22 protein-coding genes are annotated in these 19,878 nt (G+C 34.5%); 10 read left to right on the top strand and 12 right to left on the bottom strand.

All coding sequences use genetic code 11. The features are described 5' to 3' along the window. Positions 1-531 (bottom strand): RNA methyltransferase, encoded by a 531-nt coding sequence (locus ACLHG9_RS11625; protein WP_410221655.1) that lies wholly within the window; start codon positions 529-531, stop codon positions 1-3. A 6-nt stretch (positions 532-537) separates the two neighbouring features. Then, positions 538-1,695, bottom strand: coding sequence for a galactokinase (locus ACLHG9_RS11620; protein WP_410221654.1), 1,158 nt, complete (start codon positions 1,693-1,695; stop codon positions 538-540). A 62-nt stretch (positions 1,696-1,757) separates the two neighbouring features. On the opposite strand from ACLHG9_RS11620, the gene ACLHG9_RS11615 reads away from it, so the two are divergent. From ACLHG9_RS11615 to ACLHG9_RS11600, 4 genes are read left to right on the top strand one after another with little or no spacing between them, the layout of a single operon-like run. After that, positions 1,758-2,804, top strand: a complete 1,047-nt coding sequence (locus ACLHG9_RS11615) for an aldose epimerase family protein (RefSeq protein WP_410221653.1) — start codon at positions 1,758-1,760, stop codon at positions 2,802-2,804. A gap of 25 nt (positions 2,805-2,829) precedes the next feature. After that, positions 2,830-4,020: a glycosyltransferase family 87 protein gene (locus ACLHG9_RS11610; RefSeq protein ID WP_410221652.1), complete on the top strand. Its 1,191-nt coding sequence runs from the start codon at positions 2,830-2,832 to the stop codon at positions 4,018-4,020. After that, positions 4,013-4,936: a glycosyltransferase family 2 protein gene (locus ACLHG9_RS11605; RefSeq protein ID WP_410221651.1), complete on the top strand. Its 924-nt coding sequence runs from the start codon at positions 4,013-4,015 to the stop codon at positions 4,934-4,936. Before ACLHG9_RS11610 ends, ACLHG9_RS11605 begins: the two co-directional genes overlap by 8 nt. A 3-nt stretch (positions 4,937-4,939) precedes the next feature. After that, positions 4,940-5,716 (top strand): polysaccharide deacetylase family protein, encoded by a 777-nt coding sequence (locus tag ACLHG9_RS11600; protein WP_410221650.1) that lies wholly within the window; start codon positions 4,940-4,942, stop codon positions 5,714-5,716. Here ACLHG9_RS11600 and ACLHG9_RS11595 read toward each other — a convergent pair. Genes ACLHG9_RS11595 through ribD form a run of 5 tightly spaced genes read right to left on the bottom strand, consistent with a single transcriptional unit; the run spans position 5,709 to position 9,634 of the window. Continuing rightward, on the bottom strand, positions 5,709-6,200 hold the full coding sequence (locus ACLHG9_RS11595) for a GtrA family protein (RefSeq protein ID WP_410221649.1): 492 nt from the start codon (positions 6,198-6,200) through the stop codon (positions 5,709-5,711). The two genes, ACLHG9_RS11600 and ACLHG9_RS11595, sit on opposite strands and share 8 nt — an antisense overlap. A gap of 9 nt (positions 6,201-6,209) precedes the next feature. After that, positions 6,210-7,073, bottom strand: coding sequence for a nucleoside phosphorylase (locus tag ACLHG9_RS11590; RefSeq protein WP_410221648.1), 864 nt, complete (start codon positions 7,071-7,073; stop codon positions 6,210-6,212). A gap of 41 nt (positions 7,074-7,114) precedes the next feature. After that, positions 7,115-7,729: a YigZ family protein gene (locus ACLHG9_RS11585; protein WP_410221647.1), complete on the bottom strand. Its 615-nt coding sequence runs from the start codon at positions 7,727-7,729 to the stop codon at positions 7,115-7,117. Further along, positions 7,719-8,585: an EamA/RhaT family transporter gene (locus ACLHG9_RS11580; RefSeq protein ID WP_410221646.1), complete on the bottom strand. Its 867-nt coding sequence runs from the start codon at positions 8,583-8,585 to the stop codon at positions 7,719-7,721. The genes ACLHG9_RS11585 and ACLHG9_RS11580 overlap by 11 nt, the downstream gene beginning before the upstream one ends. Next, positions 8,582-9,634 carry a bifunctional diaminohydroxyphosphoribosylaminopyrimidine deaminase/5-amino-6-(5-phosphoribosylamino)uracil reductase RibD gene (ribD, locus tag ACLHG9_RS11575; protein WP_410221645.1) on the bottom strand — a complete coding sequence of 351 codons (1,053 nt, stop codon included), beginning with the start codon at positions 9,632-9,634 and terminating at the stop codon, positions 8,582-8,584. The genes ACLHG9_RS11580 and ribD overlap by 4 nt, the downstream gene beginning before the upstream one ends. Before the next feature lie 101 nt (positions 9,635-9,735). Here ribD and prmC point away from each other — a divergent pair, with 101 nt between their 5' ends. After that, the gene (gene prmC / locus ACLHG9_RS11570) at positions 9,736-10,605 is read left to right on the top strand and encodes a peptide chain release factor N(5)-glutamine methyltransferase (RefSeq protein WP_410221644.1); all 870 of its coding nucleotides are present in this window, start codon (positions 9,736-9,738) and stop codon (positions 10,603-10,605) included. Here the strand turns inward: prmC and xerD are convergent. Further along, a complete protein-coding gene (xerD, locus tag ACLHG9_RS11565; protein WP_410221643.1) occupies positions 10,602-11,501 on the bottom strand; it encodes a site-specific tyrosine recombinase XerD in 900 nt (299 codons plus the stop codon). The two genes, prmC and xerD, sit on opposite strands and share 4 nt — an antisense overlap. An 81-nt stretch (positions 11,502-11,582) precedes the next feature. Between xerD and aroQ the strand changes: the two genes are divergently transcribed. Beyond that, positions 11,583-12,005, top strand: a complete 423-nt coding sequence (gene aroQ, locus ACLHG9_RS11560; RefSeq protein WP_410221642.1) for a type II 3-dehydroquinate dehydratase — start codon at positions 11,583-11,585, stop codon at positions 12,003-12,005. Positions 12,006-12,010: 5 nt separating this feature from the next. After that, entirely contained in the window at positions 12,011-12,742 is a 732-nt protein-coding gene (locus tag ACLHG9_RS11555; RefSeq protein WP_410221641.1) for a TlpA family protein disulfide reductase, read from the top strand. 1 nt (position 12,743) lies between these two features. Here ACLHG9_RS11555 and ACLHG9_RS11550 read toward each other — a convergent pair whose 3' ends face one another. Continuing rightward, a complete protein-coding gene (locus ACLHG9_RS11550) occupies positions 12,744-13,760 on the bottom strand; it encodes a glycosyltransferase family 2 protein (RefSeq protein ID WP_410221640.1) in 1,017 nt (338 codons plus the stop codon). Between the two features lies 1 nt (position 13,761). Next, on the bottom strand, positions 13,762-14,631 hold the full coding sequence (locus ACLHG9_RS11545; protein WP_410221639.1) for a lysophospholipid acyltransferase family protein: 870 nt from the start codon (positions 14,629-14,631) through the stop codon (positions 13,762-13,764). 36 nt (positions 14,632-14,667) lie between these two features. On the opposite strand from ACLHG9_RS11545, the gene ACLHG9_RS11540 reads away from it, so the two are divergent. Further along, the gene (locus tag ACLHG9_RS11540) at positions 14,668-15,276 is read left to right on the top strand and encodes a WbqC family protein (protein WP_410221638.1); all 609 of its coding nucleotides are present in this window, start codon (positions 14,668-14,670) and stop codon (positions 15,274-15,276) included. 9 nt (positions 15,277-15,285) lie between these two features. After that, positions 15,286-16,404: a magnesium/cobalt transporter CorA gene (corA, locus tag ACLHG9_RS11535; protein WP_410221637.1), complete on the top strand. Its 1,119-nt coding sequence runs from the start codon at positions 15,286-15,288 to the stop codon at positions 16,402-16,404. Between the two features lie 2 nt (positions 16,405-16,406). Here the strand turns inward: corA and ACLHG9_RS11530 are convergent, their stop codons facing one another. Beyond that, positions 16,407-17,090 (bottom strand): response regulator transcription factor, encoded by a 684-nt coding sequence (locus ACLHG9_RS11530; protein WP_410221636.1) that lies wholly within the window; start codon positions 17,088-17,090, stop codon positions 16,407-16,409. Between the two features lie 3 nt (positions 17,091-17,093). Continuing rightward, on the bottom strand, positions 17,094-18,557 hold the full coding sequence (locus ACLHG9_RS11525) for a sensor histidine kinase (protein ID WP_410221635.1): 1,464 nt from the start codon (positions 18,555-18,557) through the stop codon (positions 17,094-17,096). A gap of 131 nt (positions 18,558-18,688) precedes the next feature. Between ACLHG9_RS11525 and ACLHG9_RS11520 the strand changes: the two genes are divergently transcribed. Then, positions 18,689-19,852: a redoxin family protein gene (locus tag ACLHG9_RS11520; protein WP_410221634.1), complete on the top strand. Its 1,164-nt coding sequence runs from the start codon at positions 18,689-18,691 to the stop codon at positions 19,850-19,852. Positions 19,853-19,878: the final 26 nt, after the last annotated feature.

Genomic DNA, 19,878 nt, shown 5'->3' with positions numbered 1-19,878 from the left:
CTATAATTTTATTTTCGCAAAAAAGTCCCATAATACAATCCCTGCAGATATTACAATATTAAAAGAATGCTTGGTGCCAAATTGAGGAATTTCTATACACCCGTCAATCTGTTGCATTACTTCATCCGCTACGCCGTTTACCTCGTTGCCAAATATCAGGGCGTATTTACGGGCATGATCTGGCCTAAAAGTATTGAGCATTATACTATTTTGTGCCTGCTCAACGGCTATAATTTCATAACCCTCTTTACGAAGATCATTAATAGCATCTAATGTATTCTCATAATGCTGCCAATCCATAGATTGTGTAGCACCTAATGCAGTTTTTTCAATTTCTCTATGCGGAGGTTGAGCTGTAATTCCACATAAGATTACTTTTTCTATAGAAAATCCATCAGCCGTTCTAAATATAGAGCCTACATTGTGCATACTACGCACATTGTCCAAAATAACAACGATAGGTAATTTATCCTGTTTTTTGAATTCCTCAATATTAACTCGATTAAGCTCATTTAATTTTAGTTTCTTCATACTGATTTAAAATATCTTTGTTGGGCCGCCTCCAATTTCCTGTATATAAACATCAGGATGGTAGCCTATTTTTTCTTTGTAAAAGCTGACGAGTTTTTGGGTAAAGTCTTTTTCTTTTCCTTTTTTTAATAGCGCTATAGCGCAACCCCCAAAGCCAGCCCCAGTCATACGCGCGCCAATTACATCATAATAATTACTACAAAAATCAACGATGGTATCCAGTTCTACCCCTGTAACTTCATAATATTCTTTCAGAGATAAATGCGATTGGAACATCAGTTCTCCAAAATAATTTAAATCTGCTTTTTTTAACGCTTCCGCAGCATTTTTAACCCTCTCATTTTCTGTGATTACATGGCTAGCCCTTTTCTGTAAAGTTTTGTCTTTAACTAAATGCTGATATTGTAACCATTCTGTAAAGCTAAGATCGCAAAGATATTGAATATTGATTTGGGTTTGCAGGATTTTAAGAACAGAATTACATTCTTGTACCCTTTCATTATATTTTGAATCTTCCAGCTTTCTAGTTTTATTGGTATTAATGATAACCAAGTTATAATCTCCTAAATTACAATCTATTTCTTGATGATAGAGAGAAGAACAATTTAGTAGCATAGCTTTATTTTTTTGACCATAGGTAACTGCAAATTGGTCCATTATGCCAGATTGGACACCTATATATAAATTCTCTACACGCTGTGTCATTTTAACCATATCTAAAGGTGGAATATCTAATTTGTAAAGATCACTGATGGCATAAGCAGTTAGAACTTCTATTGAAGCAGAAGAAGATAAGCCGGCACCTATGGGAATATTGCCAAAGTAATAAAGATCTAATCCACTTATGTTTAAGTTAAATTCTTGCTGTAAAGCTTTAATTACACCTAATGAATAATAGAACCATTCATTCCCATTTTTTGAATAATTATTATTGATGGGAACAGCTGCATTTGCTGAAAAATTATGGCTGTGTAAGCGTATCAGAGATTCGTTATTGAACCGAATAAGTAACCATGTTCCGGCATGGATTGCACAGGGCATAACCCAACCTCCGTTGTAATCAATATGTTCGCCAATTAAGTTTACTCTTCCAGGTGCAAAGTAACAGGCTTCTGGTTCCTGTTGAAAAATATTAAAAAATGCTCTCTTTAAATCATTAATCATTTTTTAAGACAGGTGTAATGTTAAAAATGTATTTTTACAGTTTAGCTACTAAGATACAATTAATGAAAATAAAGCAGCATAGAACAGGTTTTATGGTTGATGGAAAAGACGTTATGTCCATTCTATTAACCAATACTAAAGGTACAGCTGTTACATTATTTAATTATGGTCTGATCATTAACAAATTTATTGTATTTAATAAACATGGAGAAAGTCAGGATATTGTTTTAGGTTTTGATGATTTTGAGGGATATATAAGCAAGCAATATTTAGACAGTTATCCTTATTTAGGCGCTATAATTGGTCGTTATGCCAATCGCATAAAAGCGGGCAGATTTAAGATAGATGGACAATTCTTTCAGGTAACCCAGAACAAAGGAGAAGATACCTTGCATGGGGGGAAGGAAGGTTTTGATAAAAAAGCGTGGGATATACTATCTGTAAATGAAGAAAAGAATGCTGTAACTTTTCAATATAAGAGCATAGATGGAGAAGAAGGTTTTCCGGGTAATTTGGTTATACAACTGGAATTCAGACTTACAGATGATAATGAGCTTATTTTAAGTTATCATGCTCTTACTGATAAAGCTACTCCGGTAAACTTAACCCATCATAGTTATTTTAACTTATGTGCAGATGGTAATGATATTAAAAAACACTTTCATCAAATGTATGCCTCAAATTGGCTAGAACAAGACAGCAATTATGTGGTTACTGGTAATTTGAGATCAGTTGAAAGAACTAGACATGATTTTAGACAGGGGAAATATTTTTCTGAAAACTGGGACAGGGATTTAGGTTACGATCAAAGCTATATTTTAGATAAAAATTATGGAGATTTAACTTTAGCAACCGAAACCACTTGCGAAACCAGTGGTTTAAAGTTACAAGTATATACTACAGAGCCAGTTGTTCATTTATACACCGCTAAATACCTAGATGTAAAAAAAGGTAAAAATAATAAGGATTATGATGAATTTAGCGCTTTTTGCATAGAAACACAGCATCATCCAAACGCGGTTAATATTCCTGATTTTCCGAATACAATTTTATATCCCAGTTACCCATATAACCAGATAACCATATACAAAATTGTTATAACTTCATAACGAATTAAAAATACAAACAACTATTTTGAAATCTAACCAAACAAACTTAACCAGTAAACTGCTCAACTTGGTTAACAACCGGAAATTTATACTGCTAATCTGGGTATTACTGGCTTTAATAGCTGGTTACAAGCAATACCATAAGGGGTCGTACAACAATTATCTCATTTTTAAGCATGTTTATGTACATGCCTTGGATAAGCTGAATTTATATGTTGCATATCCTCAGCAGTATTTAGATACCAATCATTACGGACCATTTTTTTCCCTCTTGATAGCACCTTTTGCCATACTTCCCGATTATTTAGGTACTATGTTTTGGCAATTAGCCAATGTTTTATTTCTGTATTTTGCCGTAAGCCAGTTACCGCTTACTTATCGTAAGGTAAATGCAGTTTATTGGATTGTTGCACATGAAATGCTGACGGCTTTGTTCAGTTTCCAATTTAACATTTCAATAGCAGCCATTATTATTTTAACCTTTGTCATGATTGAAAAGCAAAAGAATTTTTGGGCAGCTTTTTTGATCATGTTAGGCACTTTTGTAAAATTATATGGAATTATGGGCTTAGCCTTTTTCTTTTTTGTGCGCAATAAAATGCAATTTGTTATAAGTTGCATTATTTGTGCGGTAATATTCTTAGTGCTGCCTATGTTGTTTTTTGGAGCATCATACATATTGCAATGTTACCATGATTGGTACGTTTCACTTTCAGAAAAGCAGGCGTTAAATGCGAGCTTAACCTCAATGCAGGATATTTCTGTAATGGGGATGGTGAGACGTATAACGGGTAATATTCATATCCCTAATCTTCCATTTTTAGCTGTGGGTGTTGTATTATTCTTCTTGCCTTACCTACGTATCAAACAATATAAGTCCATTAACTTTAGATTGCTTTATTTGGCTTCAACATTAATTTTTGCGGTTATTTTCAGTAATTCATCAGAATCACCTACTTATATTATTGCTTTTGTTGGTGTAGCTCTGTGGTTTTTAGTTCAAGAAAAACCCGTTTCCGGCTGGAGTATTACACTTTTTATCTTTGCTTTGCTGTTAACCAGTTTTTCTCCATCAGATTTATTTCCGAGATTTGTACGTGAAACCTATGTACAACCTTATTCATTAAAAGCATTGCCGTGTATAATCATCTGGCTGGTAATTATATACCAGCTTTTATTTAAGAAATTTAATAAAGAAAACCTTATTCATGAGTAAACTGGTTTCGGTTGTAATACCGGCATATAACGAAGAAGAAAATATCTTGGTGGTTATAGACCATATAGAAGATGTTTTTAAAAAGTTAAACTATGATTATGAACTCATCATCGTTGACGATGGTTGTGCAGACCGCACTTTAGATTTAGTAAAAGAAGCAGCACAGAAAGATAGCAGGGTTTTTTATATAGAATTGTCTCGAAACTTTGGACACCAACCGGCATTAAAAGCGGGTTTAGATAGTGCAAAAGGAGATTGTGTAATTTCCTTAGATGCCGATTTGCAACATCCGCCACGGTTACTTGTAGAGATGTTAGAAAAATGGGAGGAGGGTTATGATGTTGTTTATACTCGCAGACAAGAAGATAAAAATCTTCCTTATAAGAAAAGAAAAACCTCACGTTTGTTTTATAAATTAATGAACAGTTTATCTGATGTGGAACTGGAACCTGGAACTGCCGATTTTAGGTTAATGGACAGAAGTGTGATCAATGTATTCAAAGATTTTAAAGAGAATGACCTCTTTGTACGTGGAATGGTTAAATGGTTGGGTTTTAAACAATATGCTATAGACTATATTCCAAACGCACGCTTTGCCGGGTCCAGTAAATATAACATTAAGAGGATGCGTAAATTGGCCATGCAGGGTGTAACTTCTTTAAGCGTAAAACCTTTGCATATGGCTGTATATCTTGGGTTCCTCATATCGGGTTTGTCTTTGTTGTATCTGCCATATGCAATCTATGCATATTTTCATACACATGTAAGCGGTTGGGCATCGCTTATTGTAACCATTGCTTTTTTTGGAGGTTTGCAACTCATTATTTTAGGGATTTTGGGAATTTACATTGGTAAGATGTTCATGCAAAGTAAAAACAGGCCAACCTATATTATCCGATCTACAAATATTAAATAAGCTATGGTATTATTGAGTTTTGATATCGAAGAATTCGATATGCCCTTTGAATATAATAAGAGCATAGCCTTTGAAGATCAGATTAGCTTATCTATTAAAGGTTGCGAAATTATACTCGATTTATTGGCGAAATACCAATTTAAGGCCACGTTTTTCTCTACTGCTGTTTTTGCCTTAAATGCTCCCGAAATTATAGAACGTATAAAAAATGAGGGGCATGAACTGGCCTCGCATACTTATTACCATTCTAAGTTCGAGAATGAAGATCTGCTCAAATCTAAGCAGGTGCTAGAAGAACTTTCAGGGATGAAAGTAGAAGGTTTCAGAATGCCCAGGATGATGCCTGTAAGCGATGAAGAAATAGAAAAAGCAGGTTATGTTTATAACAGTTCCTTAAACCCTACATATTTACCAGGAAGATACAACAATCTGCATATTCCACGTACTTATTTTAAGCAGGGAAAAGTATGGCAGTTGCCGGCTACAGTAAGCCCTAAATTCAGAATACCTTTATTTTGGTTGTCTTTCCATAATTTTCCTTTATGGTATTATAAACATCTGTTTCATTTAGCTTATCAAAAAGATGGATATGTGAATATTTATTTTCATCCATGGGAATTTACGGACCTGAAACAGAAAGAAAAATATGGTTTTCCATTCTATGTAAGCAGAAATTCGGGAATTAGAATGAAAGAAAGAATGGATACGCTTATGAGTTGGATCAGTAAGAAAGGCTATCCCACAACTACAATATCAAAGTTTGTCAAAACCCTTACTTAATGGTCTTAAACGTAAAATAGGTCTGGCACAAATAGCTGTATAAAGACAATATTACAATGATGAAAGCCTGAGAAGGAGTGGCCCAGAACTGAAAATAACCTACTAATAGGTGCAAAAGGAGGTAATCGAATAATATACTGGTTGCCGTTACAAAACCGTACCTGAAAAGCTGTATACGACTTTCTAGATTAGATTGTTGAAAGACTATAAATTTATTGAGAATAAAACCAATAGGGAAACTGATAGATAAAGCTATAATATATGCAGCAATGTAACGGGTAACCTCAAAACCTGCAATATGGATAAACTCCTGCTTAAAAATAAAATTATAAGCCAAGAAGAAAATAATCAAGTTCAATAAAGCATTGCTACCTCCACAAACCGCATACCTGAAAGTTTGCAAATTCATCACCCTTTTAAAAGGAGGATAAAAGAAATCTATTGCAGGCAGCAGAATGCTTCGTAGTGTTTGCGCAAATCCCATTATAAGGTATTATAATCGCTCTAAAACAGTTTTAATCGCTTTTTCTACAATCTGGTTAGGATTGCTGCTAAATTCAAACTTTACTCTGCTGGCTAAAATAGCATTAACAGAAAGTGCGTTATGCCCTAATGTTTTGGCTAAAGCATAAATACCAGCGGTTTCCATTTCGAGATTGGTAATTCGGTTATTTCCGTATTTAAAACTGTTTATTTGTTCGATGAAATTATTTACAGCATTTTTTGCTCTAACCTGCCTGCCTTGTGGTGCATAAAAGCCTGGTGCAGTAACCGTGATTCCTTTGGCCATATCATAAGCTATGTTTTCTAATAACTTATTGCTGGCAGCAGTAAGGTAAGGACTTATGCCCTCAATTCTGCTAAAATGATTATTAATTTGTATTAGCAGATTTTTTTCTTCTGCGCTGTTATTTTGTTTATAATAATGCATTAAAGCATCTAAACCTAAACCATAAGTAGAAGCTAAAATAGTACCCATTGGTATATCTCCCTGCACAGCACCTGAAGTTCCAATCCTGATAATGTCTAATGATTTTAGTGCTGGTTTAACGGTGCGAGTTCCAAAATCAATATTTACCAAAGCATCTAATTCATTAAAAACAATATCAATATTGTCTGTACCAATACCGGTAGAAATTACGCTAATGCGTTTTTTACCTAAATAACCTGTATGTGTAATAAACTCGCGCTTACCTTTCTTTACCTCAATTTTATCGAAATATTTGCTGACCTCGGGTACACGATCTAAATCACCTACTGTAATAACAGTATCGGCTATATCTTCAGGCAGAAGATTCAGATGATAAATGCTTCCATCTGGGTTAATAACCAAGTCGGCTTCTGATAATTTTTGCATAGATTTAAAATTAGAATAACAAACTTATCAAAAAAAGAGGATTAAACTGTCCTGAGATAAGATATTTTAATCTGATCAATCTTCTCAAATTTACCAATCACACTATTTAGATTAGTCTTTCTTACTTCGAATTCCAAAACACATTGTATGTCGAAATGCTGATTTAAAACACTTAAATCCTCTTCTTTAACAATGCGCATTACGGCATTCATATCCAGGTAATCAAATTCAATCTTGTAAACATCATTTACGGTGCGTGTTACGATTTCATTGTTGTTAAGCGCTTCTTGTGTAGCATTCTTATAAGCATTGATTAGTCCGGGCACGCCCAATAAGGTACCACCAAAATACCTCACTACTACCACTAGAATATTGGTTACGTCTGCAGATAATAAGGTATTTAATATTGGCCGCCCGGCTGTGCCCGAAGGTTCTCCATCGTCATTGACTTTAAAAACACTTCGATCGGGCGTTAATCTAATTGCCCAGCAATGATGTCGGGCTTTGGGATGTTCAATTTTTAATTTGCTAATAATTTCTTTGATTTCATTCTCGCTTTTAATGGGATAGGCATAACCTATAAATTTGCTGCCTTTATCTCTGAAAATGCCTTCGCTTATGTGGCTAATGGTTTGATAGGTATCGTTAAACAGCATAAATTTTAGATAAAGTGATCAGCAAAATAGCGATAAGTGCAGCAATAAGACCTAAGTAATTGATCTTGCTTAATTTTTCTTTAAAAATGATAACGCCTACAAGAGTTCCGGCAATGATTACCCCAAAGTTCATAGCAGCAAACACAGTAGAAGGATTACCGGCCATGGCTTTGTGCGCTTTGAGATAAAACAAAATATTCCCAAAATTGAAGAAGCCCAAAATACAGCCGCAAATAAAATTAACCAACTGTAGTTTTTCCTGTTTTTTCGCAGCTAAATATAAAGTATAAATGAGCGATAGAACAAAAGCTAAGCTATAGATGTAAAACAGAGAAGTGGTGTAGAGTATGGCGGTAATTTGGCTTACCATTTTAAACAGTATGTCTATTACGCCAAAACCACCAAAGACTAACAACAAATAGAGCCAGCTTTTTATGTTAGCAGCTTGTTCGTTTTTACGGTACAGAATTAAAAAAATGGCTATAAAACCAAATATTAATCCAATTTCCTTAAAAGTATCGAACTTTTCATTAAATAAGAAATAAGCTGCAGATAGCGAAATGATTAAGGATAAACGTTGAGCAATATCTGTACGGGCCAGTCCGGCTGTTTTTACAGATAAGCCTAAAATAATGAAGATACCGGGTAGTAAAAAGCCCAAAGCAATGTAAACAGGGCTAATCTGGGCAATGTTAAAACTACTTACATCTGGTTTAAAAAAGAAAAGGCTTAAGAAAATGGCAAACAGATAATTCCAGGTTACGGCCTGAGTGATACTGATTTCATATCGTTTTGCCAGTTTTAGCAAAACTCCTACGATTACGCTACATGTTATACTGGTAAAGAGATAGATCATATACGGTTAGGTCTTAGGATAGTAAGTTCATCATGTTCTAATTGTAGTCTTTCAAGCAAAGTACCTTTGATCTGCGGTGCTTCAATTCCTTCATGCCAAATCTGGTTTCCTGTAAAAATACGGGCCTCATCCCATAATCCGGCTGTAATAAACTGGTTCAGTAAGTTAACACCACCTTCCACAATTACAGATTGTATATCCATCAAATACAATTGATAAGCTAATTTTTGAGGAAGGTAAAAGAGCATATCTTCCATTTGTATATAATGGATGTTATCCTTTACTTCAGTTTTGAGTTCATTAAAAACCACTGTCTTTGCCTCTTTGCTATAGATATGATAATCAATAGGGACTTCAAGGTTTCGGTCTATTACTATGCGGATAGGGTTTTTGTATCCTTTAATTCTGCTGGTTAATTGCGGATTATCAATCAGCGCAGTATTTTTTCCTATTAAAATCGCGTCTTCTTCGTTACGCCACTTGTAATTTAGCTGTTTAGCTAAAGCACCGGTAATCCATTTTTGGTTTTTGTTAAGTGGAGCAAAGAAACCGTTTTGGGTTTGTGCCCATTTTAAAATGATATAAGGTCGATTTTGTGTGATGCGGGTAAAGAAACGTCTGTTAAGAAAGGCACATTTTTCTGCTAACACTCCAGTAATGACTTCTATACCTGCATTCTTTAGTTTCTCTATACCTTTGCCATTTACACCTGTAAAAGGGTCTGTATTGCCAATAACTACCTGTTTAACCTCGTATCTAACCAATAAATCTGCACAGGGTGGTGTTTTTCCATAATGTGCGCAAGGTTCTAAACTTACATATACCGTAGCTTCTTTTAACAGTAAGGAGGCTTCATCTCCATAAGTATCAAATACATTTTTAATAGCATTGACCTCTGCATGTGCTTCTCCGAATTTTTGGTGATAGCCTTCGCCAATGATCTTATCCTGATGAACAATAACACAGCCTACCATTGGATTTGGACTTACTGAACTTATGCCCAAAACCGCTAAATCCAGGCATCGCTGCATATATTTTTTGTGGCTCATTGCACAAAAATAAATCAAAATATGTTAAAAGACAGGGGATGTTATTTTTATTTACCGTTTCCTGTATAAAGGCTTGTAATATTATCGCTAATTTTGAATACATGAAATTAAAGTCTGTTGCGCTACGTTTCAGCGAGCATTTAAACCATATTTACGATGAAAATGAAGCAGAAGCCTTGTTTTATATTGCCTTACAGCATGTAATGAACCTTAACCGATCTGCTTATTTGCTCAAAAAAGATACAGCTATTGATCATAGCATATTCAACAGATTTGATCTTATACTTGATCGGTTGGCAAAACAGGAACCCATTCAGTATATATTGGAAGAAACCTATTTTTACGGGTTATATTTCAAAGTTGATCCTTCTGTTTTAATACCACGGCCTGAAACTGAAGAGCTGGTGGATTGGATATTATCGGTTTGCAATACAGATCAAAAGTTAACAAAGGGTAACCTTAATATATTAGATCTCGGCACAGGAAGTGGATGTATCGCTATAGCCCTGAAAAAGAACAAACCAGATTTTCATGTTATGGCAATAGATATTGCTGAAGATAGCTTAACAACTGCTGAGATCAATGCGGAGCTTAATCAGGTTGAAATTGATTTTATACAAGATGATATACTAAACCCAACTGTGATAAAAAAGCTTCAATTTGATGTTATTGTAAGCAATCCTCCTTATATCACTTACCGGGAGAAAGAAGATATGCATACAAACGTAGTGGCACACGAGCCTCATAGGGCGTTGTTTGTAAGTAATGAAAAGCCTTTGGTGTTTTATGAGGCTATTGCCGATTTTGCAATGGAGAATCTGAAAGAAGGTGGTTATCTCTTCTTTGAAATAAATGAATTTTTAGGTGAAGAAACTATTCAACTATTAAAACATAAAATGTTTATTAATATAGAATTAAAAAAAGACATTCAAGGTAAAGACAGAATGATAAAATGCAATAAAGCCTATTAAGATCTTGGATGAAATTGAGTAATTACGCTATGTAAGTAATCACGGTCTAAGTGTGTATAAATCTCAGTAGTGGTAATACTGGCATGTCCTAACATTTCTTGTACAGCCCTTAAATCGGCGCCACCTTCTATAAGATGTGTGGCAAATGAATGCCTGAAAGTATGGGGGCTGATGTTTTTTCGAATACCAGCATTAATAACCAAATCTTTAATGATATTAAATATGGAAATCCTTGATATCTTAGCACCGAATCTATTTAGAAAAATATAATCTTCGTGACCTTTTTTGACATTAAAGTGCACTCTTATCTCATTGATATAGATATTCAATAGTTTAAGTGCAGTATTGCCAATAGGAACTATTCTTTCTTTGTTTCCTTTACCAGTTACTTTTATAAATTCTGTTTCCGGATAAATATTGGATATTTTTAAATCAGTTAACTCGCTAACCCTTAGGCCACAACCATATAATACTTCTATAATAGCTTTATTACGCATACCTTCAGGTTTAGAGGCGTCTATCACTTCAATAATCTGATTAATTTCATGTATACCCAGGGTATCAGGTAGCTTACGGATAATTTTAGGGGTTTCTAATAAAGCACTTGGATCTTTGTTGATGGTTTCTTCCTGCAAAAGATAAGCGAAGAATGATTTGATACCTGAAATAATTCTGGCCTGACTGCTGGCCTGAATACCCAAATTATGCAACCAGGCAATAAAATCGCGAAGTGTTTTTAAAGTAATCTGATTAATGTTTCCATCGAAATTGCTAATTTCTAAGTATTGAAATAACTTATTTACATCACTTAGATACGCTTCAATACTGTGTTTAGATAATGAACGCTCTAATTTTAAATAGATGCCAAATCCTTTTAAATAAGATTGGGTGTTCATTTTTTGCGATTTTTTTATAACATTGCAATAATACGAAATAAAAATACAAGACACCACTTAACTCATCAGCAGTTATAAATTATGAAAATACAGATTATAAATGGCCCAAACTTAAATTTATTGGGTTTACGTGAGCCTACTATATATGGAGCTGAAAGTTTTGAAGTATATATAGAGAAGCTAAGAACACTCTACAGTATCATAGAAATTGATTATTTTCAAAGTAATGTAGAAGGAGAGCTGATTAACAAGATACATGAAACAGGTTTTAGCTATGATGGAATTATTTTAAACGGAGGGGCTTATACACATACATCGGTAGCTATTGCAGATGCAATTGCAGGTATTCAAACACCAGTTGTAGAAGTGCATATATCCAATATTTATGCCCGTGAAGAGTATAGACACGTTTCTTTGACCGGAAAAAACTGCAAAGGTGTATTAACGGGATTTGGCTTAGATGGATACCGTTTGGCAATAGAAAGCTTTTTAAACCAAAACTAAGAAATATGAAAAAACTAATTATCTTTCTTACCCTCTTTGCGGTATTGAAATCATACGGGCAAACTATTCCTAAGTTAGACCAGAATACCATTGTAAAAGACAGCACAGGGATGATTTACCCTTATGTGATCTGGAAAAAGATGACTGAAAAAGGAGAGTATTCCCTTAAAGGACTTAAAAATAAAGAAAGCGACCAGTTTGAATTTTTTATTTATAAAACTACAGATGAAGAAAAGCTGGCTCGTAAGAAACGTTCGGATGAAAGAGCATCTACTTTACCTAAACCAAGAACAGCAGAGGTTTTTAAAGAAGGAAGCAAATTCAATGCTGAAAAATTTAGAGATTTGAATGGGACTAGATTTGATATGAAGAAAGAAACTGGGAAAATTTACGTATTAAATTTCTGGTTTATCAATTGCCCGCCATGTAAGGCAGAAATTCCTGACCTGAATGAACTGGTAGAGAAGTATAAAGAAAACAAAGATGTAGTATTTTTGGCTATTGCATTAGATGATGCCACAAGCCTTAAAAGCTTTTTAAAGCAAAATCCTTTTAAATATAACATTATAGATGATGGCCGTTATTATTCAGAGAAATACGGTGTTAGAAGTTATCCTACGCATGTAATTATAGGAAAAGACGGTTTAATTAAATTCAGTACTTATGGTCTAGCTTCAAATACTGTTTACTGGGTAGATAAAACCATAAAAGAGCAAATAGAAGCGGAAGCTAAATAAGCTAAAAAACCAAATCAATGAACTTCTTCTTTTTATGGACAAAGTACGCCCATACAATACTTTTAGGATAGGTTCCGGTATGCTTTTTAAAACTGATCTGGTGATTACTGCGTTTGGCAGAATTTTTAAAGAATCCAGTAAAGAAATGAAAATGTGCTTTATTGATAGAAAAGGCAAATTTAAAGTTACCCTTTAAGAAAAATTGTAACCAGGCGGCAAGATCTATCCAAAGCCGGATAAAAATTTTAGTAAAAGCCTCTCCAAAAGGGAGGTTTTTTTGCATGATAATAAGATTGTTCCTAAAATTAAGATAATTTTTAAAAGGACTTGAAGTATTGAGTGTTCCACCACCTAAATGATAAACTTCAGCATGCGCACAGTAATAGATCTTTTTACCCATATTTTTTAAGCGCCAGCACAGATCAATTTCTTCCATATGCGCAAACAGATCGGGGTCTAAGCCATTGGCAAGTTTCCAGTCTGCACTGCGGATAAAGAAAGCGGCACCACTTGCCCAAAAAATCTCTTCATTGTTATTGTACTGGTTATGATCTTTCTCTACTTCGTCAAAAATACGTCCTTTACAAAACGGAAAAGCGTAATTGTCCAGATAACCACCGGCAGCACCAGCATATTCAAACAGTTCTTTTTGCTTTAACCATTTGATTTTGGGTTGTGCAACGGCTATCTGCTTATTGCTTTCCATTAGTTCAATTACTGGGCTTATCCAGTTTTTGCCAACCTCAACATCAGAGTTTAATAATACAAAATAGTCTGCTTCAACCTGCTTAAGAGCTTCATTATAGCCTTGGGCAAAACCATAATTCTGAGTATTGATAATAAGGCTTATTTGTGGGTAATTTTCTTTTATAAAAGCAACAGAGTTATCTGTAGAAGCATTGTCTGCTACAATGAGCTGCAGGTTTTCATAATCAGTTTTTACCACAGAAGGTAAAAACTGCTCTAATAAAAGCTTGCCGTTCCAGTTTAAGATCACAACTGCTACACTAGGTTTCATATTAATGATTTAGTTTCCACCGATTATGGCTCCATAACCAGTATTGGGGTTGTTTGTTAATGGTTTGCTCTAAATGCTTAAAAAACAAATCTGTAATTTCATGCGTTTTGGTTTGCTTTGGATTTAAGCATAAAGGTATGGCTACAATTTCATAGTAACCTCGTTTTACCCGGTTAAATTCAAAGTAAAAAACTGGCCTGTTGGTTTGTCGGGCAATTTTTTCCAAACCCATAAGTACGGCGGTAGATTGATTTAAGAAGTTTAAAGTGTATTGCACTTCGCTACGTACAGGACTTTGATCGCTGGCAAAACAAAACATAGTGGTTTCGTTCTTAGTAGCTATAACCTGTCTTGGTGTTTGTCTCATGGCTACTAAGGTATTACCAAAACGACTACGTAACCGGTTAAACCAACTTTCAAAGGTTTTGTTATTGATAGGTTTGTAGATTACATTGCAATCGGCATAAAACTCTATACCAGCAACAACCATGCACATTTCCCAATTACCATAATGTCCGGTACAGGATATGGTGCTTTCGCCACGTTTTAAATAAGCTTGAACTTGTTCGTGTTCTTTCATTTTTACCCTGCTTAAAAGCTCTGGTTTGCTTATTGAACTAAGTTTTACAATTTCAAACATTAAATCTGTAAGATAGCGGTAATGTTTTTTTTCAATCTGTATGATTTCGGCAAGTTCTTTATCCGGAAAAGCATTTAACAGGTTCTTACGGACTATTTGTCGTCTATATCTTATCAGGTAATATATGGGATAGTACAAAATATCTGATAGCGTATATAAAAACCAAAAAGGAAGAAATGACAATAGGTGTAAAAAGTAAATACCGATGTAAGAAAAACCTTTTTTAATCATTAATTTGGCAACTGTAATGCAAACATAAAATATCAGATGCAAAAAACAGCCATATTTCCACTTTTTTACCTTCCACCTATAAACTACTTTACTTTGTTAAAGGCTTATGATTATAACATTTTACTAGAGAAATTTGAACATTTCCCTAAGCAGACTTACAGAAACAGGGCAACTATAGCATCACCAAATGGTAGTTTAGATTTAACCGTTCCTGTTGCAAAAGGCTCTAAGATTCATACCCCTTTTAAAGATGTAAAGATTAGTTACGATGTAAAATGGCAGCGTTTGCAGTGGCTAAGCCTGCAGGCTTGTTACCGTAGTTCGGCCTATTTTGAATTTTATGAAGACAGCCTGGCTCCATTTTATGAAAAGCGATATACTTTTCTTTTCGATTACAATCAGGAGCTATTGAACTGGGTTTTAAAACACCTTAAGGTTGATCATCATTTTACATTTACAAATACTTACCAGCAAGATGTGGATGCAGCTGATGATTACCGTATGGCTTTTACAAAAAAGAACGTACCTCAGATTGAAGGGAAACCTTATTTCCAGGTATTTAGCGATAGAAATGAATTTATATCGAACCTTAGTATTGTAGATTTGTTATTTAACCAGGGACCACAAGCTAAATTATACTTTTAATCATCCAGCATGGCTAAATCCAAATATCATTCACGCAAAAGGAAACAGTATGCCATACCTGAACCGGGAACCTCGCCCGGCTATGTGTATATTGATGAGAAATCATTAACTCCAAAAATTACTCTCCATATTTATAATCAGGATACTTATGAAGAAGTGATACTTGATAATTTGGATGGCATCAAAGAAAAGATCGCGGATAAGAAATATACGTATTGGATAGATATCAAGGGATTTAAATCTGCGAGGATGTTTGAGGTGCTGAATGATGAGTTTAATGTACATAGACTGGTTTTGGAGGATATTACAAGGAGCTATCACCGTCCAAAATTTGAAGAATACGATGGATATGCCTTTGCGATCAGCCGGATGTTGCGTTTAGATCCAGATGAAAGTCTTTGGAATGAACAGCTTTCATTTATCCTTACCAAAAATACCTTGATAACCCTGCAAGAAAACTACGATGATTGTTTAGGGGCAGTACGTAAAAGACTTAAAGTAGGTAAGGGCAATATCAGGATTGCAGGCTCTGGTTATTTACTCTATGCCTTAATGGACATGGTGGTAGATTCTTATTTTTCTATCTTGAATGTATGGAATGAGCGTTTAGATATGATAGAAGATCGTTTGCTGGATAAGCCCGATAAAAGTGTAATGTTTGAAACGCAGATGATCAAAAGAGATCTGATCGCCATGAGAAGGGTAGTATGGCCCGAACGCGATAAGATGAATGATATTCTACGCAGCGATAGCAGCTTGATTACCGAACAAACCAGATTGTTTATCAAAGATGCTTATGATCATTGTGTGCAGATTATTGATATGGTAGAGTCTATAAAAGAGATTGCCGCTACCAATATTGATATGTACCTGTCTATTATAAGTAACAGAATGAATGAGATCATGAAGGTGCTTACCATTATTTCTTCCATTTTTATTCCGCTTACTTTTATTGCAGGTATCTATGGAATGAATTTTTCAAAGCAAGACCCTGTTACCGGAAAAATCATGCCTCAGAACATGCCTGAGCTTTATCAGGAACATGGTTATTTATATACAATTATTGTAATGGCAATCATTGCAATTTTACAAATCCTGTATTTTTGGCGTAAAGGTTGGTTTAAATAAGCTCAGCATACCAGCTTATAACCCATTCCTCTTATATTGAGAATTTCTACACTGCAATCTTTTTGCAGATGTTTACGTAATCGGGTAATAAAAACATCCATGGTACGGGTATTGAAAAAACTGTCATCACCCCAGATTAAAGTAAGTGCTGCTTTTCGTTCTGTAATGGCATTCTTATGTTTATATAGCAGAAATAAAAGTTCAGTTTCACGGTTAGACAATCTGATCAGTTCTTGATTATACCAAAGTTCCTGTTTTTCATATTTAAAGAGGTACTTGCCAATATTTATCTGTCCGGACATTTTATCAGGCACATTTTTATGGCGGTTAAGTAATTCGGCAACTCTTAAAAAAAGCTCATCCAAACTAAATGGTTTGCGTAAATAGTCATTACCGCCACTTTCATAGCCTTTAATTACATCTTTGGTTTCAGTTTTTGCAGTTAAAAATAGCAATGGTATCTGTTTGTTTATCAGCCTGATTTGTTGGGCAAGTGTAAAGCCATCGGTATGAGGTAGCATTACATCTAAGATTAATAAGTTAAAATATCCGTTAAGAAAAGTGTTGTAAGCCTTTTTACCATCTGTTGCAATTGTAACACTGTAATTCTGCTGTGCAAGACTATCGCTAATTACACGGGCTAACGAGGGTTCATCTTCAACAAGTAGGATATGTATTTTGCTCATGATTTAAAATTCAATGGTAAATATACTGCCTTTAGATCCGTTGTTGGTTATGGTAAGACATGCTTTATGTAGGTCCATTACTTTTTTAACATAACTTAAACCTAATCCATATCCTTTTACATCATGGTTATCAGTAGCATTTATTCTGAAAAAAGGCTCGAATACCTTATCTCTAAATTCGGGAGAAATACCTATGCCGTTATCTGATATGCGGATTTGGTAACGATTATTCTTGTGGCTTAATACAATGCGTATTTCTTTCAAAGGATTGAAATTATACTTGTATGCATTATCTAATAAATTGCTTAAAGCGTTCTTTAAATCATTTCTGCTACCTTTAATAATAGCCGCTTTAAGGTTCTGATGGCTAAAAGACAAGTCTATAGCTGTTCTTTGTCCAAATTCTTCTGTTAACTCGTTAAGAAGACTTACTAAATCAATGTTCTCCTGTATGGTAATCCCTAAAGTTTCCAATTTGGCATTTTGTAAAATTTGAGCGGTTAGATCATTTAATTTCCCGGCTTGTTGTTTAATGATTTCTAAGTATTGTTTTTGCGTTTCAGGATCTAATGAAAATCTTTCAAGGGCTTCTGTTGTTACCTGTATTGATGAAAGAGGGGTATGAAATTCATGTGTCATATTGCTGATGAACTGATCTTTGATCAGTACCAGTTTTTGCTGCCTGAGCAAAGTCTTTATAGTATAGATAAAAGAAAAGATGGTGATTCCGATCAACAATAAAGAAGTGATAATAACCCATTTCATTTCTCTGAAATAAAAAGTATTGGGGTTTTCAAGTGTAAGTTGTACCCATTCTTTTTCAAATGGCCTTCTTAAAGAAACATTTACTTTTTCACTTACGAAGTATTTTTTAGCATCTTTAGTTGCCTGAGCATTGATGGCGAAAGGCGAATTGATATCCCGTTGTTTTAGTTCCTGTTTAAGAAATTTTTCTAACTGTTGTAGATTTGCCTTACTGGCATTCATCATCACATTTATACTGTCGCCCAAACCTTGGGTGTAATAAAATATAGCACCATCTTTAATATCTTCTTTAAATACTATTTCTGCAAAATGATTGATGAAGATTTCTTTAGCTTCGGGAGTGATTTTTTTAAGTTTTTTAGTGAATTTTGCTAGGCCAATCTTAAAGAATTTTGTACGTCTGCTGGTATCTTCCAAAAAACGGGGGTGCGTGTCTTGTAAAGTAAATACCGTATTACTGTCACGGTTCTTGATGTCACAGTCAATGGTAAATAAAGAAGTGTCGGCAAGCCAGCTTTTAACCTGTTTAACCATTTGGTTGCGCCGCCATTCCATTTCGCTATTAACGGCATTGTTCAAAGCCTGATTTATCTCAATTTTAAAATTTTTTGTAACGGTTTTATAGCTGCGGTAATTCCAGTACAACTGTAGGCCGGTAATGCTTAACACACAGCAGCTCATGAGTACTAAAATAAAACGCATATTCTTTTGCATGCACAAACATAAGTTTATTGAAGTGTAAAAACTGAGGTGTTAACACTAATTAACTTAGATTAACTTTTGTTAACCCCGCCCTTATTCATTTAGCAGCACTTTTGTATAAAAACAGCGATATGAAAAAAATTATTCTATGCCTGTTATTGATGACAGGAATAAGCTATGCACAACAAATAAAAATAGGGGCCAAGGTGCCAGATTTTACATTAGATACTGTTTTGAATGTACCTTCAAAATCATTCAGATCGGCAGATTTTAAAGGGAAAATTATCTGGATAGAGTTTTGGGCTACCTGGTGCGGTCCTTGTATATCGGCAATGCCACATTTAGAGCAAATGCAGGCAAAATATAAAGATAAATTACAGGTGATTACCGTTACCAGTGAAAAAGAAGAGCGTATTCGTCAATTTCTCAAAAATAAACCTTTTAAATTGTGGTTTGCTATTGATGGGGCGGAAACGCTAAGAAAATATTTTCCTTTTGCAGTTATCCCTCATAGCGTTTTAATAGATACAGAAGGAAACTTATTTGCAACTTCTGCCCCTGAAGACATTACCGGAAAAATAATAGATAGTTTATGGGTAAGGCAAAAACCTAAAATTAATCTTAAAACAGATAATTTAACTACAGACTATATACAGACTTATTTTAAAGTACCTGATACGATTAAAAAGAGAGTGTTATGGCAACCTGAAATTAAGGGGGGGCCTGGCATGCTCCATACTTTTGCATTAGACAGTAATTTTAAAGACAGGAGATTAACCTTTATAAATGTAGGCCTAAACAATATGTACATGCGTGCTTTCGGAGATTTTCCTTATGGAAGAACTATAGATAAAGCCAAAGATAAAACCAGGTATTGTTTAGATCTTATTGTAGAAAAACCTCAGGATTTGATACCTGCCTTAAAAACAGAGCTGGCCTCTAAGTTTAATTTACACGCAAACATCACACCCCAAAATAAAGAGGTTCTACTTTTAAAAATTGAAGACCAAAATCTGTTCAATAAAATTACCCGGAATACCAGTGGTAAAAGAACCTATTTTGCCCGACATGGTGAAATAGATCAGGAAGGTATAACCATGAATGATTTTGCAGATTTTTTAGAAATATTTGGTTATGGTAAATTTGTTCTTGATGAAACAGGTAATCATGAAAAATTTGATATTAAATTCAGCTTTGCTTCTGAAAATATACAGAGTTTAACCAAAATACTTAGCAATATGGGGTTGCGTTTAGAAAAAGCAAACAGGAAAATAGATATGCTTACTATAGAATAACATTATTTATACTGCCTGAGTTCTTG

Source organism: Pedobacter sp., assembly GCF_046462515.1.
Taxonomy (GTDB): Bacteria; Bacteroidota; Bacteroidia; order Sphingobacteriales; family Sphingobacteriaceae; genus Pedobacter.
The sequence above is the reverse complement of the archived record's forward strand: the minus strand, read 5'-3'. Positions and strand labels throughout refer to the sequence as shown.

Excerpts from the sequence above, each read along its gene's own strand:
- ACLHG9_RS11590 (WP_410221648.1), bottom strand. The coding sequence starts at position 7,073 with ATGCAAAAATTATCAGAAGCCGACTTGGTTATTAACCCAGATGGAAGC.
- ACLHG9_RS11620 (WP_410221654.1), bottom strand. The coding sequence starts at position 1,695 with ATGATTAATGATTTAAAGAGAGCATTTTTTAATATTTTTCAACAGGAA.
- aroQ (WP_410221642.1), top strand. The coding sequence starts at position 11,583 with ATGAAAATACAGATTATAAATGGCCCAAACTTAAATTTATTGGGTTTA.
- corA (WP_410221637.1), top strand. The coding sequence starts at position 15,286 with ATGGCTAAATCCAAATATCATTCACGCAAAAGGAAACAGTATGCCATA.
- ACLHG9_RS11520 (WP_410221634.1), top strand. The coding sequence starts at position 18,689 with ATGAAAAAAATTATTCTATGCCTGTTATTGATGACAGGAATAAGCTAT.
- ACLHG9_RS11595 (WP_410221649.1), bottom strand. The coding sequence starts at position 6,200 with ATGGGATTTGCGCAAACACTACGAAGCATTCTGCTGCCTGCAATAGAT.
- prmC (WP_410221644.1), top strand. The coding sequence starts at position 9,736 with ATGAAATTAAAGTCTGTTGCGCTACGTTTCAGCGAGCATTTAAACCAT.
- ACLHG9_RS11540 (WP_410221638.1), top strand. The coding sequence starts at position 14,668 with ATGCAAAAAACAGCCATATTTCCACTTTTTTACCTTCCACCTATAAAC.
- ribD (WP_410221645.1), bottom strand. The coding sequence starts at position 9,634 with ATGAGCCACAAAAAATATATGCAGCGATGCCTGGATTTAGCGGTTTTG.
- ACLHG9_RS11625 (WP_410221655.1), bottom strand. The coding sequence starts at position 531 with ATGAAGAAACTAAAATTAAATGAGCTTAATCGAGTTAATATTGAGGAA.
- ACLHG9_RS11550 (WP_410221640.1), bottom strand. The coding sequence starts at position 13,760 with ATGAAACCTAGTGTAGCAGTTGTGATCTTAAACTGGAACGGCAAGCTT.
- ACLHG9_RS11555 (WP_410221641.1), top strand. The coding sequence starts at position 12,011 with ATGAAAAAACTAATTATCTTTCTTACCCTCTTTGCGGTATTGAAATCA.
- ACLHG9_RS11530 (WP_410221636.1), bottom strand. The coding sequence starts at position 17,090 with ATGAGCAAAATACATATCCTACTTGTTGAAGATGAACCCTCGTTAGCC.
- ACLHG9_RS11615 (WP_410221653.1), top strand. The coding sequence starts at position 1,758 with ATGAAAATAAAGCAGCATAGAACAGGTTTTATGGTTGATGGAAAAGAC.
- ACLHG9_RS11525 (WP_410221635.1), bottom strand. The coding sequence starts at position 18,557 with ATGCGTTTTATTTTAGTACTCATGAGCTGCTGTGTGTTAAGCATTACC.
- ACLHG9_RS11600 (WP_410221650.1), top strand. The coding sequence starts at position 4,940 with ATGGTATTATTGAGTTTTGATATCGAAGAATTCGATATGCCCTTTGAA.
- ACLHG9_RS11580 (WP_410221646.1), bottom strand. The coding sequence starts at position 8,585 with ATGATCTATCTCTTTACCAGTATAACATGTAGCGTAATCGTAGGAGTT.
- ACLHG9_RS11585 (WP_410221647.1), bottom strand. The coding sequence starts at position 7,729 with ATGCTGTTTAACGATACCTATCAAACCATTAGCCACATAAGCGAAGGC.
- xerD (WP_410221643.1), bottom strand. The coding sequence starts at position 11,501 with ATGAACACCCAATCTTATTTAAAAGGATTTGGCATCTATTTAAAATTA.
- ACLHG9_RS11545 (WP_410221639.1), bottom strand. The coding sequence starts at position 14,631 with ATGATTAAAAAAGGTTTTTCTTACATCGGTATTTACTTTTTACACCTA.
- ACLHG9_RS11605 (WP_410221651.1), top strand. The coding sequence starts at position 4,013 with ATGAGTAAACTGGTTTCGGTTGTAATACCGGCATATAACGAAGAAGAA.